The organism is Micromonospora radicis (genome assembly GCF_003583405.1).
Classification (GTDB): Bacteria; Actinomycetota; Actinomycetes; order Mycobacteriales; family Micromonosporaceae; genus Micromonospora; species Micromonospora radicis.
This window is the reverse complement of sequence record NZ_QXEC01000001.1, coordinates 475,944-491,280: the sequence shown is the minus strand read 5'-3', so window position 1 is coordinate 491,280 and position 15,337 is coordinate 475,944. Positions and strand designations below refer to the sequence as shown.

Below are 15,337 nucleotides of genomic sequence, written 5' to 3'. Positions count from 1 at the left end.
CCACTACGCTGTGTCCATGGGGGAGGACAACCGTCGCGAGTGCTTCGTCATCGCGCCGATCGGGCCCGACGGCTCGGATATCCGCAAACGCAGCGACCAGATCCTCAAGCACGTGATCCGGCCGGTGGTCGAGGAGCGCGGCTACGTCGCGGTGCGTGGCGACGAGATCGAACGCGCCGGGCTGATCACCTCGCAGGTGCTGGACCGGATCATCCAGAACGATCTGGTCATCGCCGACCTGACCGACCAGAACCCGAACGTGTTCTACGAGTTGGCCGTCCGGCACGCGCTACGCAAGCCCTTCGTGCAGCTGCTGGCGAAGGGCCAGCAGCTGCCCTTCGACGTGCAGGGCATGCGGGTGATCCTGGTCGACCACACCGACCTGGACAGCGTGCACCAGGCCAAGGACCAGCTCGGTCGGGCCATCGACGCCTTCGGTGAGGGCGCCGACATCGTCACCCCGATGTCGGTCGCCCTGGCCCTGCAGGAGTTGCGCGGGTCGGCCAGCCCGCGGGAGGCCGGCCTGTCCCAGATCATCGAGACGCTGCCACAGATGATGGACATCCTGCAGGACGTGCAGCGGCAGCTCGGCACCGGCGGGTTCGCCGAGGGACCGGCCGACGACGACCACCGGCGGCTGCGCACGCTGGTGGAGTCGCTGGCCGCCCGGGGCGGGGTGACGCAGGACGAGCTGACCGGGCTGCTCGGCGGCGGCAGCAGCCGGTTCGAACGCTGGGTCGAGCACCTCATCCAGCGGGTCGGTCGGGCCGGCGGTCACCGGCCCGACTGAGTGCCCCGGCCGGACGTCAGCTCGCCATCACCCGGGTGTGCAGGTCGGTGACGACCTTGCGGGCCGACTCGAACGCACCGGCCTGCCAGGCGATGTAGTGGCTGAGGTGGTCACCGGCGAAGTACACCCGACCGTCGGGCTCCAGCAGTCGGCCGTAGTGCCCGTTGCTGCGCGACGGCCACGACACCCAGCCGCCCTCGGAGTAGCGGGTGCGTTCCCAGGCCACCGAGAACGACGTCTCCAGCTCGGTGCGGTACTTCTCGCCGTGGATCCGGACGCCCTGGGCGAGGGCGCGGGCCTCCCGGGCGGCCGGCGGCAGGGCCGCGTACGCCCGGGCGTTGGCGCCGAAGTTGTAGTAGCCGACGACCAGGCCCTTGGCGTCGTGGTAGCCGTACGACGGGTACCAGATGGTGGCCAGGTCCAGGTTGGTGTTGGTGATGCCGGAGTAGATGTTCTCGTCCTGCTCCCACCAGCGTCGGCGGTACTGCAACCCGATCTTCCCGGTGTCGTTCGGGACCGCGTAGCCCAGCGCCGTGCGCACCGCCGGGCTGAGGTTGCCCGGGATCCTCGCCAGCACCTGCGGCGGGATGGTGCAGACGCAGAAGTCCGCGGTGGCGGTGCGCGGCCGGCCGCCCGGTCCGGTGTAGACGACCGAGACACCGGAGGCGGTGTTGTCGATCGACTCCACCTGGGCGCCGTAGGTGACGAACCGCCGGCCGACGGCCGCTTCGAGGGCGTACGCGATGCGGTCCATGCCGCCGACCGGCTGGAACATCAGCATCGCCTGGTCGTAGCCGAACTCGAAGGAGATGTACCGGCCGACGCCGCTCTCCAGCACGTCGGCCAGCGGGTACGGGGTGAGCTTCGGGGTGCCCGCCTCGAAGCCGGCGCCCGGCTCCACCTGGTAGCCGCGCCGGTTGGTGCCGGAGTACCGCCAGCTGGCCGCCGGGTTGCCGGCCACCCGGCCGCCGATGGCGCCGAACCCACGCAGGAACTCCAGCAGCCGTTCCTTGTCCTCGCCGGTCAGGTACCCGTCGAGGGCGCCCTGGTCGGTGGCCTTGGCGAGCAGCTCGGAGACGTAGCCGTAGACGTCCGCCTTGGCCTCGCGGTGCCGGATCGGGGTGTCCGACAGCGGGCCGGCGTTCTCGTTGAAGTAGTAGCTGTCGGCGTTCTGGTTGCCGAAGATCTCGATCGGTACGCCCAGTTCCCGGCAGTAGTCGAGGGTCACCATGTGCTGGGCGATGCGCGCCGGACCGGCGTTGAGGTACTGCCCCTTGGCGAACCGGGCGTGCTGGGTGTGCCCGTCCAGGTCGGTCTCGCTGGTGCCGCCCCGCACCGTCCAGTTCCGCCCGCCGGGCCGGGTCCGGGCCTCCAGGATCCGCACCTGGTAGCCGGCCTTGCCCAGCTCGTACGCGGTGGCCAGGCCGGCGATGCCGGCGCCGAGGACGACCACGGACTTCGCCGACCGGCCGGTCAGGGTGAAGTCGGACCGGTTCGGTGCCCGGAACGGCGGTGCCGCCTGGGCGGCCGGTGCCAGCCCGAGCGCACCCATCGTGCCGTAGAGCACGCCCGCGCCGCCGGAGACCCCGACGGCCTGCAGGAACTGTCGCCGTGTCGTTGGAATCGTCACCGCCACCTCCCTCAACAAGATCGAAGGACGACGATCCCAGTGGGGCGTTTCCGGTCGGTGACCCGTTGGTAACGCCTGTCATCCCGGCCGCCGTGATCGACCTGCCGGTCTGTGTTACCGATCAGAAACGAGATCGGCGTAACGTCAGCTCATGGCGGACTTGTTCGAGGACTACCGCCTCGGCCCAGGCTGGGACGAGATGTTCGGTGAGCCGGGAGTACCCCGGCCGGCGTACGAGGCGCTGCACGCCACCCTCCAACCCCTGTCCAGCGCCGAACTCGGCGGCCGGGCCGAGGTACTGGCCCGCGCCTTCCTCGACCAGGGCATCACCTTCGCGCTCAAGGGCGTCGAGCGGCCCTTCCCACTGGACATCGTGCCGCGCATCATCACCGCCGACCGGTGGCGGGTGGTCGAGATCGGGGTGGCGCAGCGGGTCCGCGCCCTGGAGGCGTTCCTCGCCGACATCTACGGGCCGGCGCAGGTGCTCGCCGACCGGGTGGTCCCCCGCCGGGTGGTGGTGACCAGCGCCCACTTCCACCGGGAGGCCGCCGGCATCGACCCACCCAACGGGGTACGCATCCACGTCGCCGGAGTCGACCTGATCCGCGACGAGGACGGCGAGTTCCGGGTACTGGAGGACAACGTCCGGGTACCGTCCGGGGTCAGCTACGTGATGGAGAACCGCCGGGCCATGGCCAACGTGCTGCCCGAGGTGTTCGCGGCCACCCGGATCCAGCCCGTCGACTCGTACCCCGGGCAGTTGTTGCGGGCCCTGCGCGCCGCGGCGCCGCCGGGCACCGTCGACCCCACGGTGGTGGTGCTGACCCCCGGCGTGCACAACTCCGCCTACTTCGAACACGCCCTGTTGGCCCGCGAGATGGGCGTCGAACTGGTCGAGGGCCGCGACCTGGTCTGCGTGGGCAACGAGGTGGCGATGCGCACCACGGCCGGCGAACAGCGGGTCGACGTGATCTACCGGCGGATCGACGACGAGTACCTCGACCCGCTGCACTTCCGGCCCGACTCGATTCTCGGCGTCGCCGGGCTGCTCAACGCCGCCCGCGCCGGCCGGGTGACGATCGCCAACGCGGTCGGCAACGGCGTCGCCGACGACAAGCTGCTCTACACCTACGTTCCCGAGCTGATCCGCTACTACCTCGGTGAGGAACCGGTCCTGCCCAACGTGGAGACCTACCGGCTGGAGGAACCCGACGTCCTCGAACACGTCCTGGACCGGCTCGACCAGTTGGTGCTCAAACCGGTCGACGGCTCCGGCGGCGCCGGCATCGTGATCGGGTCGCAGGCCACCGACGCGCAGCTCGCCGAGTTGCGCGAGCAGGTCCGGCGCGAGCCGCGCGGCTGGATCGCCCAGCGGGAGGTGGCGCTGTCGATGGTGCCGACCCTGGTCGGCAACCGGCTGCGCGCCCGGCACGTCGACCTGCGTCCGTTCGCCGTCAACGACGGACGGCAGGTACGGGTGCTGCCGGGCGGCCTGACCCGGGTGGCGTTGCCGGAAGGCGCCCTGGTGGTCAACTCCAGCCAGGGCGGTGGCTCGAAGGACACCTGGGTGCTCGCCCCGACGCCCCGCGACGCCGACGCACCGCGGCTCGCGGAGTCGCCGCCGACGCGGCACGGCGGCCCGCCGCCCCCGGCGGGTGACACCGCGCCGCCGACCCACCGCCTCGACCAGGGGCCGGACGTCGGCCCGGTGGCGGCGCAGCAACAGCAGCAACAGCAGGCCGGTCGACTCGACGGGAGCGTGCCGTGCTGAGCCGGATCGCCGAATCGCTCTACTGGATCGGCCGGTACGCCGAACGGGCCGAGGACACCGCCCGCATCCTCGACGTACACCTGCACCGGATGCTCGCCGACCCCCTGGTGGACGAGGAGGCGGCCTGCCGCTCGCTGCTCGCCGTGATGGGCGTGGCCCAGCCGGAGCAGTCCGTCTCCATGGCCCGGGTGGTCGAACTGCTCGGTCTCGACGACGGCGGCCCCAGTTCCGTGGTCGGCGCCCTGGCCGCCGCGCGGGACAACGCCCGCGGCGCCCGGGAGACCATCTCCGCCGACATGTGGGAATGCCTCAACGCCACCTGGCACGCGCTGCCCACCACCCGCCGGCAGGTCGAGCAGCAGGGCATGAACGCCTTCTTCCGCTGGGTCCGGGACCGCTGCTCGGTGCTGGCCGGTCTCGCCGACGCCACCATGAGCCGCGACGAGAGCTGGCACTTCCTGGTCCTCGGCCGCAGCGTCGAACGGGTCGACATGACCGCCCGGCTGCTGCTCACCCAGGCCCGGGCCGACGCGGTCATCCCGTCCTGGGTGACCCTGCTGCGCGCCTGTGGCGCCTGGGAGACCTTCCTGCGCACCTACCGCGGCTCCCTGGACGACCAGCACGCCGCCGAGTTCCTGCTGCTGGACCGGCTCTTCCCCCGCTCGGTCTTCGCCGCCCTCACCGCCGCCGAGAGCTGCCTGCACGAACTGGAACGCTCGGGGGCCTCCGGGGCGGGCCGCGGCCGCACCGGAGTCGGCACCGAAGCCCAGCGGATCATCGGCCGGGCCCGCACCGACCTGGAGTTCCGGGGCGCCGCCGAACTGGTCGCCGACCTCGGCACGGTACTGGACCGCCTGCAGGGCACCTGCTCGCAGGTCAACGACGCGGTGACGCTGCGGTACTTCCGGCAGACCTCGGCGGTCAGCTGGGTGTCGGAGGCGGTGGCGTGACGAGCCGGGAGGGCGTGGCCTGATGGTGGACAGCTGGCGGCTGCGGATCCAGCACAAGACCGGGTTCACGTACGCGGGGCAGGTCGCCTCCTCGTACAACGAGGCCCGGATGTCGCCGCGCAACGAACCCCGCCAGGCCGTACTGGAGACCCAGGTGCAGGTTTGGCCGGCCGCCCGCACCCACCGCTACGAGGACTACTGGGGCACCCAGGTGACCGCCCTGGACATCCACGACCCGCACGACCAACTGGAGGTCACCGCCACCTCGACCGTCGAGACGCTGCCGCCCGGTGACCTGATCGAAACCGGCGGCGGCGCCGACTGGGCGACCCTGGCCGCGCCGGACATCGTCGACCAGTGGTACGAGGTGCTGCTACCCAGCCCGCACACCACCCTGGACGACGAGTTGACCGCGCTCGCCGAGTCGGTCCGCGCCGCCCACGCCACCCCGCACGCCGCCGCCATGGCCCTCTGCGAGAAGGTCCGCGAGGAGGTCGCGTACACCGCCGGCGCCACCGGGGTGCAGACCGACGCGGTGCAGGCCTGGCGCCAGCGCAAGGGCGTCTGCCAGGACATCAGCCACCTCGCCGTCGGCCTGCTGCGCGCCACCGGCATCCCGGCCCGGTACGTCTCCGGCTACCTGCACCCGAACCTGGACGCGGAGATCGGCGTAGACGTGGTCGGGCAGAGCCACGCCTGGGTCGAATGGTGGGTCGGCCGGTGGACCGCCTTCGACCCGACCAACGGGGTACCGGTCGGCGCCCGCCATGTGGCGGTGGGACGCGGCCGGGAGTACGGCGACGTGCCGCCGCTCAAGGGCGTCTACTCCGGCCCCGCCAACACCGGCCAGTCCGTCGAGGTCACCATCACCCGCCTCCGCTGACCGCGGTGGCTGATCTTCGGGCTTGAGCTCTTGGGTACGGAACCGCGTCCCATCGAGGCGTCTCTCCGAGGGCCATGGCCCGGTGGTCTCTCGACAGCTCACTGCGGCCGGCCCTCGATGATCGAGAGCCAGCCCGGCTCCGGTTTCGGGATGACCCGGGTCAGCCGAAGGCCGGCCGCCTCGAACAGGGCGGCGAACTCTGCCCTGGTTCTCTCCCTGCCGGTGAACGAGGCCAGGATGACCAGGTCGATGCTCTTGCCCGGATGGGCGGCGTCGCCCTCGGGCAGGACCGTGTCCAGCGCCACCACCCGGCCGTTGGGATTCATCGCCTGCCGGCAGTTGCGCAGGATGCGCACACACCGCTCGTCGTCCCAGTCGTGCAGGATGTACTGCAGCGCGTAGACGTCGCCGCCGGCCGGCACCTTGTCGAAGAAGTCGCCGGGGACGGCCGTCCAGCGGTGATCGGCGCCGAGCGCGGCAAGGTCGTGTTGGGCAACCACATGTTCCTGGTCGAACAGCACGCCACGCCAACCGGGGTGGTTACCCAGCACCTCCAGGAGCAGGCGTCCCCGGCCACCGCCGACGTCGACCAGCACGCCGGTGTCGGCGAAGTCGTAGGCCGTGGCGAACCCGCGGCTCTCCAACTGTGAGTACTGTGCCATCCCCGGGTCGAACTCCGCCGCGGCAGCGGGGTTCGCCGCGAGGTAGTCGAAGAGTGGACTCCCGAAGATGTGTTCCACGGCGGGCACACCGGTACTCACGACGGTGCCGAGCCGACCGACCGGTTGCCAGAAGGTGGGGTTCGTGACGAACACCATGGCCTCCCGCACGGAGCTGGGGCAGTCGCTGCGCAACGCCTCGCCCAGTGCGGTGAGGTGGAACCGTCCGGCCGCGTCCTCGTGGAAGACGCCACGCGTGGCCAGCAGTCTCAGCACCCGGCGCAGCCCGTCGGCCCGGGTCGCGGTCCGGGCGGCCAGGTGTTCGACCGTACGGGGGCCGTCGGCGAGGTGGTCGGCGACGCCGGTCTGGGCGGCCACCCGAAGTGCGCCGGAGAACACGTATCTCAGTCCCTCCTCCAGCAGGAAGGCCGCTGACTTCTCCGCGTCCATCGCTCCCCTTCCACCACGGTTGGTCGTGGGTGACCGGGGCTGCCGGCCACTGATCCCGTGCCGCCTACCGGGATGCCCCCGGGAAGGCGGTTGCGCTGCGGTACGGCAGTAGCCTCGCGGCGGGACCGCACCGAATCTGCTCAGTTGCGGCGGCCGGCGTATCCGGCGGGAAGCTGGTGGGGAGGTCGGTCGATGACGGTGTCGTCGTCGGTGCCGCAGAACTCGACGAAGGTGATGTCGGCGAACTCGGCGACGAGGTGCACGGGATAGGTGGGCCCGTCGTCACGGTACTGACGCATGCGCTCCAGGTGGTCGTTCTGGAAGAGCACCGTACGTTCCGGATGCTCGTGCACCCATCGGGGGAAGAAGATGACGCCGTGCAGTCGTCGGCGCTCAGGCATGATGTTGACGCACACCGACGTGCCCGTGGGCTCGGTCCAGGACACCTTGTAGACGTCGGGCGCGAGGGCCGCCAGGTCGACCGGCTGGTCCTTGACCCATCGCCCGCCGACCATCCCGGAGTGGATCCGGTAGTCGATGGTGGCGGCGTTCTTCACGTACATCTCGTACTGCCATCCGTTGGCGTAGGTGTAGATGAGGTGCCGGCCGACGATTCCTGCCACCTCGACCGATCTCCCGGTCACTGGTCCCTCCCTCCTTCGGGCAGCTCGACGACGGCCACGACCGGCGGAGCGTCGAGGTAGGAGGTCGGCTGCCGGGTGGTCGTGCCATAGCCGGCGACGACGAGCCGGCCGTGGCACCGACGGTAGTGTCGGCTCCGGCGGCAGGGACCAAGTTCCGTTGGGGGCAAATCCTGCCCGGGATCGGAGTCCAACCTGTCGTGCCGGGTAGGGGCTGGTCCGTCCCTACCGTGGTATCTGCCGGTGCCGCCCCGGGGCTTGACGCTCGGGTCACGCCGAGATCCTCCGTAGCGTGCCGCCCGGCTGACGAGTACACCGACTTGCTCAGAGAGCGGACGGGGACGGATGTCCACTGACGACGAAGCTCGTAGTGGGAGGATGGCCGGCGAGACGAGCCGCGGCGACACCTCGGCGGGTAGCCCTCTCGACAGTGACCAGCACCTGCGACGACGCGCGGCCAACGACACCATGACCGATCCTCCCGTGGCTGGCACCGTCGACGGGTTGTTCGACCGGATCGCCCGGCGGACGCCGGCTGCGGAGGCGGTGCGCGCGACCGGCGTCAGCTGGACATACGAGCGGCTTCGAGTGACCGCCGAGCGGATCGGTGCCGCGCTGGCGTCCCTGGGGGTGACCCGGGGAGCCGTGGTCGGGCTGATCGGTCACCGCTCCGCGGAGGCCTGTGCGGCGATGCTCGGCGTGCTCAAGGCGGGAGCCGCGTATCTGCCCCTGGATGACCGGCTGCCGTCGGCGCGGCTGCGGCGCATGACCGACACCGCTCGGCCGGTCGTGGCGATCCGACTGCCCAGTAGCCGCGCCGTCCTGGACGACATGGTGCGCTGCGTCGACTACCCGGCGCTCGCGGCGCACCACTGCGTGACCCCGCCGCACTCGGCTCACTCCGGCGCCGATCCCGCATACCTGATGTTCACCTCGGGCACCGCCGGACGTCCGAAGGCCGTGGTCGTTCCGCATCGCGCCGTGCTGCGTACGGCGGTCGACAATCTGTTCCTCGAGCTGGGGCCGGGCGACCGGATGATGCACGGCGCGACGATCTCGTTCGACGCGGCGACGTTGGAGCTGTGGCTGCCTCTGCTCAACGGTGCCAGCGTCCTGGTCGTCGACAACGAAACCCTGTTGTCGGCTCTGGAGTTCCAGCGGTGGCTGGCCGAGAACGAGCCGACCGCCGTCTTTCTGACCACCGGCATTCTGCATCAGCTCGCGCACGACCGGCCCGGGATCTTCGCCGGCCTGCCGCACCTGCTCACCGGGGGTGAGGCGCTGAATCCCCGCCTGGTCAGGCGGATACTGCAACATGGTCCGCCGGGCCGGTTCGTCAACGCTTACGGGCCGACCGAGGCCACCGTCCTCGCCACCACCCACACCATCACCGCCGTCGCCGAGGACGCCACGGCAGTCCCCATCGGGCTGCCGATCGGTAACACCTCATGCCTGGTCCTCTCTGCCGACGGCAGCCCGGTGCCGCCGGGCGTCGAGGGCGAGTTGCACATCGGCGGCGCCGGCCTCGCCCTCGGATACCTCGGCGACGACGAGCAGACCGCCCGCTCGTTCGTGACGGTGCTCCTCGACGGCGTCCCGCAGCAGCTCTACCGCACCGGGGATCTCGCCTGCCGTGACGACGACGGTGTCCTGCACTTCCGGGGCCGCCGGGACCACCAGGTGAAGGTCCGCGGCAACCGGCTCGAGCTCGACGAGATCAGGCAGGCGCTGAACACGCACGAGGCCGTGACCGACAGCGCCCTGGTCACGGTCGAGGACGCGGTGAGTCGACACGTCGTCGCCTACTACACCTGCACCGACCCCGCCCCGGACATGGCCGGGCTCCGGCGTCACCTGGCCCGCGACCTGCCGAGGTATGCCATCCCGTCGGCGTTCCACCGGCTGGCCGTGTTGCCGCTGACCCCGACCGGCAAGGTCGACCTTGACCGGCTCCGGCAGTTGGCAGCCACGACCGCCCGCCCCACCGAGAGGACCGGTCTTCCGAACAGCGACGACATCGCCGCGCGGGTGGCGCACTCCTGGTCGCTGGTCCTGCCGCAGGGTGACCCGGCGTCCGACGAGGACTTCTTCGGTCAGGGCGGGGATTCGCTGCGCGCCGCCCAACTCATCAATCGGATCGTGACGACCCTGAAGATCGATCTGACGCAGAGCCGACCGTTGTTGCACCGGCTGCTCGCGGACCCGCGACTCCCCTCGTTCACCGGTGCCGTGTCCGATGCCGTGTCCGGCACGCTGGACACCGAGGAGACCGACGAGGCCGACCGGTGGCAACGCGACCTGTACCTACACCCGACGGTGCGGCAGCGCGGCCCGGCGGCTGCGGCCCCGTCCCAGCGCGCGCCGCGCCGGATCCTGCTGACCGGTGCCACCGGGTTCTTCGGCTCGTACCTGCTGCGCGGCATCCTGCAGCACACCGGTGCGGACGTCGTCTGCCTGGCCCGGGCGGACGACGACGACCACGCCCTCGCGCGGGTCCACGACGCTCAACGCCGGTACGGGCACCCCGGCACGCTGCCCCGGGCGCGGGTCACCGCCGTCGCGGGCGACCTGCGGCGACGCCACCTCGGCTGGTCCGACGTGCGGTGGCGGGAGCTCACCGGCACCGTGGACGCCATCCACCACAGCGCGGCGCACGTCAACTTCGTCTACCCGTACGAAGAGCTGCGCCCAACGAACGTCGACGGCGTACGCAATCTCATCGAGTTCGCGATGAGCGGCCGGGACGTCCCGTTCCACTACGTGTCCACCATCGCTGTGCTGGCCGGCTTCGGCTCCGCCGGCATCCGTCACGTCGGCGAGGACCAGCCCCTGGAGCACTTCGGTCGGCTGTCCATGGGCTATCCGGAGAGCAAGTGGGTCGCCGAACAGCTGCTGCGCCGGGCTGCGGCCGACGGGCTACCTGTCGTCGTGCACCGCCCCTACGAGATCACCGGTGACAGCAGCACCGGAGTCTGGAACACGGAGGCGGCCATCTGTGCCCTGTTCAAGGCGATCGTGGAGATGGGTAGCGCGCCGGACATCGACCTGCCGCTCGACTTCGTGCCCGCCGACTACCTGGCGGCGGCGATCACCTTCCTGACCGGCAGCCGGGGTTCGGCGGGCCGAACGTATCACCTGACCAATCCCAGGCCGGGACGGTTGGCGGACATGATCGACCGCATGCGGGCGCGGGGGTACCGCATCACCGTCACCCGCTACGACCAATGGGTCAAGGAACTGGTCGACTTCGTAGACGCGCGGCCACGGCATCCCATCGCCGCTTTCGTGCCGATCTTCACCCTGCCCGCCGCCGCCCGTGACTTCACCGTGAAGGAGCTGTACACGCACAACGTGTTTCCGCAGGCCGGCCGGTCGCACGCCGATCGGGACCTCGTCGATCTGCCGGTAACCTGCCCCGCGACCGACGCGGCCATGCTGGACCGTTACCTCGACTACTTCGCGCGGGTCGGCTTCCTCGGCAACCCGCCGGGGTGGTGCCAGTGACCACCGGCCCGAGATCCAAGAGGACTGCATTCTGCGATTGTCATATCATTGGGTGCGCCCATCTTCACGCGTCCTACCGTCGAGGATTTCGGTTGCCTCAATTCTGAGCAGAATGCCATCGCCCGAGATTGCCCGGATAGGCCAGGACATCATCGCCGGCGCCCTCGACGGAACAAGTCCGCCCCACGGGGCGACCCTCACGCAACTTCCACCCAACGGGGACAATGCTCCGGAACTCCTGATCCGAAGTGTCCCGGAGCTCCATGGAAATTCCAGCGCTCGTCGACCGCCACCCGCCGAAGATGGTACGTTTTTCGGCAATGGGAGGTACCCAAAACACAATCCGAGAATCTGCCAGTAATGCTGATAACGTGACGCCATGGAGCCAAGGAGCGTGCTCCGTGGGCGGTCGCCCTCCGTGGGCGACCGGATAGCGGCAGCGCGGCGCAGACGCGGAATGTCCCGGCGGGTGTTGGCCGACCTCATCGGTCGAAGTGAGGAGTGGCTACGGCAGATCGAGAACGGCAATCGACGCCTGGACAGCATCGCGTACGCGACACGCATCAGCGCCGTTCTCGACATCAACGAGCTGATGGCGGAGCTCGGTCTTGCCGAGGCGCAAACGCCACGGACATCGCGGCCGGCGAGCGCGGTGGCGCGAACGCGAGCCGCGATCCTCAGTACGTTCGGCACGGAGTTTCTCGCCGACGAGTCGGAGCGCCGCCCGCAGACCGTGACCCTCAAACAGGACGTCGACCAGGCCTGGCGGACCTGGGCCGGCCACGCGAACCGCTACGAGCGAACCTTTCTCCTGCTGCCCCAACTGATCCACGACGCGTCCGCGTGGCTGCGTACCGCGGTATCCGCTGATTCGATCACCGCCGCGTTGTCCGTGCACTACCTGGCGCGCACCATCCTGTCCCGCGTCAACGAGGAGCAGCTCGCCTGGATCATGGCCGACCGGGCGCTGGTAGCCGCCGGCCGGGTCGGCGGAGAATCGCTGTTGGCCGCGGCCTGGCATGGGGCGTCAAGCTACCTGCGGCAGGGCTACCACGAAGAGGCACAGCGGCTGGCTCTCGCCGCCGCAGCCCATGAACCGCCCGGCGGCACCCGGGTGAGCGGTTTCCTGCCGCTGCGCGGAGCGCTGCTCCTGGTGGCCGCGGAGGCTGCCGCAGCGGCCCTCGACGCCGAGCGCTCCTTCCAGTTGTTGCAGGACGCCCGCCGTATCGCCCGGAGCGTTTCGGACGATCTGCAGCCCCACATGATCCCGTTCGGGATGACCGAGGTGGGCATCAGCGCCGTCCAGTGCGAGATCCGTCTCGGTCGCATCGCCGAGGCGAACCGGCTGGCCGCCGAGGTGGATATCCCCGACGAGTACCCGCCGGACCGCCAGGCACGGTTCTTCATTCCGCTGGCGTTTCTCCATGCCCGCCGCAACGAGGACGCCGCCGCGGCCTTCGCGCTGGGCAAGGTCGCCGGCATCTCGCCGGAGGACATCCGCTACGACCGCCTCTGCGGTCAGGTGCTGCACCGGCTGCTGCGCCGCAACAACCTCACCATCCGCCGCGAACTGGGTCGCCTCGCCGCGCTGAGCGAGTTTCGTGCCGGGTGACGATCCGTGCGGCGGGTCGGTGATCGATAGGCAGTGTTGGATGATCGGCGGTGGCGTCGTGGCTGGCAGCCCGGGAGAGGGTTACCTCCAGAGCGCTGATTTCATGGTGAAATAAAAATTTCAGGGTGAAATCACGCCTACCCGCGGGTCTGTCTCCGGCCAGCCGAACTGCGTCGTCGGTTAGAGCCTGGGTCGAAGTCGGTCACCGCCACTCGCAGATCGCGGCGACACGCACGGTGGCTTCGTAGCGCGGCGAGCTCGTCGAACCCGGTTACCGCTCGGGATCCAAGGCCGGTGGCCGGCCGCCCTTCGAACCCCGTTCACGCCGGTTGCCCCCACTCGCAGGCCAGATGCAGCTCCATCGTCACGCGGCCAACGCCGGAACAACCCGAACACCGCCGCCCAGGACCCGCAACACTCCGCTACGTCCCGCCACGACACACCGACCCGGACCCGCCACCGTGACCACGAGGCCTCGGCTTCACCAGTTCAGCCAGGAAGTCGCGGGTCTGTGCGTCGGTGGAGTAGATGATCGTTCCGCGCATGCCGCGGGTCAGCAGTACTTTGTAGGTGTTGCGGATCAGCCGCTCCGCCTCCTCGTCGCTGACCGCGTTGCGGCTACGCAGGGCCGGATCCCTGGACTTCTCCCGCCGGACCACCAGCCGCCCCTCGCGGGCCACCAGGTCGGGCCCGATGATGACACCGGACCAGTCGTACTCGAACCCCTGGGCCGTGTAGACGCAGCCCACCTGGCCGAAGCCGTTGGGGTCGGTAGCCCAGAAGGCACTGCCGGGAGCGTCGCCCACGCTGCGATCACTCTTGACATTCCACGGGCGCTCCCAGTCGCCGACCGTCACGTCCGGGACGAGGGTGCCGTCGGGTCGCGGATCACTCCATGGCCAGCAGTAGCCGGCCGAGATCCGCGCGCTCTGTGGCGGCCCTCCCGTGAGACGCTGCCGAGCCGCCAGGAACGCCTCCAACTGGCTTGGCGATTCCGCGAGCCGCAGGTCGAACCTCCCGTCGCCGGTCCACTCGACAGGATCGCCACCGTCGAGGCCAAGCAGCTTGAGCACCCACTCCTCGTAGGCCTCGCTGCCGCCGCAGCGGAACTGGTCATGCAGCGCAACAACCTCGACCTCCAGGCCGAGCCTCTCGGCGGCCGCGGAGATGATCTCGATATTGCCCAGTTCGCCGGGCTTGACCACCTGATGTTCGTCGAGCAGGAAGACCGGCACCCGCGCGGCCGAGATCAGTTCGTCCAACTGTGGTCGGGCGACACTCCGGCGGGCCTTCGAGGTGTAGCGGTTGACCGAGGTCTCGCGGATCCGATGCGCCTCGTCACAGAGCAGAACTTCGATGTCGTTGACGTCGGCGTCCATGAAGCTGTTGAAGTACTTGAACATTCCCTGCAACCGACTCGAGCCGCGTCCGACGTAGCGGCGCAGCGTTTGGGTGAACGCCCGCGAGCCCGTCGCGTGAAGCACCGTCCGACCTTGGCGGGCCAACTCGCCCATGACCGACAGCGCGATGACGCTCTTGCCGCTGCCCGGTCCGCCAGCCACCACGACCGCCCGCTTGCGGGTTGCCGTCCGGGCCCGCTCGACCGCGTGCAGCACCAACTCGTACGCGATGTGCTGCTCGTCGAGCAGGGTGAACTGCGGCCGTTCCTTCAACTCCTGTGCGGCGTACCGCAGCAGGTGCCGGCTGGGCCGGACGGTACTGGTGAGGAAGCGGTCGGCGGCGGTCGCGCCCGACTTCGGCGCGAACCGAGACTGTAGATACTCGAGCCACTGACCACGCCGCTGGCCGGTGAACAGTCGACTCTGCTCGGTAACGGGCCTGGCAAGCAACTCGGACACGTCGTGGTCGACGGCGTTGTGCAGGTACGCGGCGCCGTACAGCGGGCACTGTTGACGTCCGAGAAGCCCGAGGAAGTCGTTGAGGTACTGGCAGTAGTCCGCGACCTGCTGGCCGGGGTGGAGTCGGGGACCCCGAGCGTGCTCCACGGCAACCAGCGTCTCGGACCCCTCGTACGCCACCGCCGAGGACCACTGCTTCAGTTCGACGACCAGATACGAGTCCTCACCGCCGCGCGGATCGACTCCGGCGAGCACCGCGTCGATGCGGCGGCTGGTCAACGGAAGTTGGTACTCGACCAACACCTCGACCTGGCCGAGGCCGGCATCGGCCAGATCCTGCGCCAGCACCGGCAGACTACTGGCCCAGGAGCGCCGCTCAGCCGGGCTCACGCCGTGGCGCATCGCCCGAAGGTGCTCGGCGATCCGCTCGGCGAGTACGCCGTCGGTGGCGAGGCGCAACAGACCAGCAGCGGACGTGCGGAACGCCGACATTGACAGATGCCCCCAGGCAGCACGAATGATCGTGCGGATGGGGGGCATATCCGTGCATCGGAAGCCCGTCGGACCGCTTGGCTCTGAGCACCCTAC

10 protein-coding genes are annotated in these 15,337 nt (G+C 70.0%); 6 read left to right on the top strand and 4 right to left on the bottom strand.

What is annotated here, in order from left to right; translation table 11 throughout:
* The first annotated feature begins 16 nt into the window (after positions 1-16).
* Positions 17-790 (top strand): hypothetical protein, encoded by a 774-nt coding sequence (locus D2L64_RS02250; protein WP_147376168.1) that lies wholly within the window; start codon positions 17-19, stop codon positions 788-790.
* Positions 791-806: 16 nt separating this feature from the next.
* Here the strand turns inward: D2L64_RS02250 and D2L64_RS02245 are convergent, their stop codons facing one another.
* Entirely contained in the window at positions 807-2,420 is a 1,614-nt protein-coding gene (locus D2L64_RS02245; protein WP_119572853.1) for a flavin monoamine oxidase family protein, read from the bottom strand.
* A 151-nt stretch (positions 2,421-2,571) separates the two neighbouring features.
* Here D2L64_RS02245 and D2L64_RS02240 point away from each other — a divergent pair, with 151 nt between their 5' ends.
* The 3 genes from D2L64_RS02240 to D2L64_RS02230 are packed head-to-tail and all read left to right on the top strand — an operon-like array spanning position 2,572 to position 6,024.
* Entirely contained in the window at positions 2,572-4,191 is a 1,620-nt protein-coding gene (locus D2L64_RS02240) for a circularly permuted type 2 ATP-grasp protein (protein ID WP_119572726.1), read from the top strand.
* Positions 4,185-5,141, top strand: coding sequence for an alpha-E domain-containing protein (locus D2L64_RS02235; protein WP_119572725.1), 957 nt, complete (start codon positions 4,185-4,187; stop codon positions 5,139-5,141). Before D2L64_RS02240 ends, D2L64_RS02235 begins: the two co-directional genes overlap by 7 nt.
* Before the next feature lie 22 nt (positions 5,142-5,163).
* Positions 5,164-6,024 carry a transglutaminase family protein gene (locus D2L64_RS02230; RefSeq protein WP_119572724.1) on the top strand — a complete coding sequence of 287 codons (861 nt, stop codon included), beginning with the start codon at positions 5,164-5,166 and terminating at the stop codon, positions 6,022-6,024.
* Between the two features lie 98 nt (positions 6,025-6,122).
* Here the strand turns inward: D2L64_RS02230 and D2L64_RS02225 are convergent, their stop codons facing one another.
* On the bottom strand, positions 6,123-7,133 hold the full coding sequence (locus D2L64_RS02225; protein WP_119572723.1) for a methyltransferase: 1,011 nt from the start codon (positions 7,131-7,133) through the stop codon (positions 6,123-6,125).
* Positions 7,134-7,273: 140 nt separating this feature from the next.
* The gene (locus D2L64_RS02220) at positions 7,274-7,777 is read right to left on the bottom strand and encodes a phenolic acid decarboxylase (protein ID WP_119572722.1); all 504 of its coding nucleotides are present in this window, start codon (positions 7,775-7,777) and stop codon (positions 7,274-7,276) included.
* 480 nt (positions 7,778-8,257) lie between these two features.
* Between D2L64_RS02220 and D2L64_RS02215 the strand changes: the two genes are divergently transcribed.
* Together D2L64_RS02215 and D2L64_RS02210 are read left to right on the top strand one after the other, a co-directional pair.
* On the top strand, positions 8,258-11,278 hold the full coding sequence (locus D2L64_RS02215; RefSeq protein ID WP_158603431.1) for an amino acid adenylation domain-containing protein: 3,021 nt from the start codon (positions 8,258-8,260) through the stop codon (positions 11,276-11,278).
* Between the two features lie 379 nt (positions 11,279-11,657).
* Positions 11,658-12,890 carry a helix-turn-helix domain-containing protein gene (locus D2L64_RS02210; RefSeq protein ID WP_119572720.1) on the top strand — a complete coding sequence of 411 codons (1,233 nt, stop codon included), beginning with the start codon at positions 11,658-11,660 and terminating at the stop codon, positions 12,888-12,890.
* A 422-nt stretch (positions 12,891-13,312) separates the two neighbouring features.
* Here D2L64_RS02210 and D2L64_RS02200 read toward each other — a convergent pair whose 3' ends face one another.
* A complete protein-coding gene (locus D2L64_RS02200; RefSeq protein WP_119572719.1) occupies positions 13,313-15,241 on the bottom strand; it encodes a DUF2075 domain-containing protein in 1,929 nt (642 codons plus the stop codon).
* Between the last annotated feature and the right edge of the window lie 96 nt (positions 15,242-15,337).

Excerpts from the sequence above, each read along its gene's own strand:
- D2L64_RS02250 (WP_147376168.1), top strand. The coding sequence starts at position 17 with ATGGGGGAGGACAACCGTCGCGAGTGCTTCGTCATCGCGCCGATCGGG.
- D2L64_RS02240 (WP_119572726.1), top strand. The coding sequence starts at position 2,572 with ATGGCGGACTTGTTCGAGGACTACCGCCTCGGCCCAGGCTGGGACGAG.
- D2L64_RS02230 (WP_119572724.1), top strand. The coding sequence starts at position 5,164 with ATGGTGGACAGCTGGCGGCTGCGGATCCAGCACAAGACCGGGTTCACG.
- D2L64_RS02225 (WP_119572723.1), bottom strand. The coding sequence starts at position 7,133 with ATGGACGCGGAGAAGTCAGCGGCCTTCCTGCTGGAGGAGGGACTGAGA.
- D2L64_RS02210 (WP_119572720.1), top strand. The coding sequence starts at position 11,658 with ATGGAGCCAAGGAGCGTGCTCCGTGGGCGGTCGCCCTCCGTGGGCGAC.
- D2L64_RS02200 (WP_119572719.1), bottom strand. The coding sequence starts at position 15,241 with ATGTCGGCGTTCCGCACGTCCGCTGCTGGTCTGTTGCGCCTCGCCACC.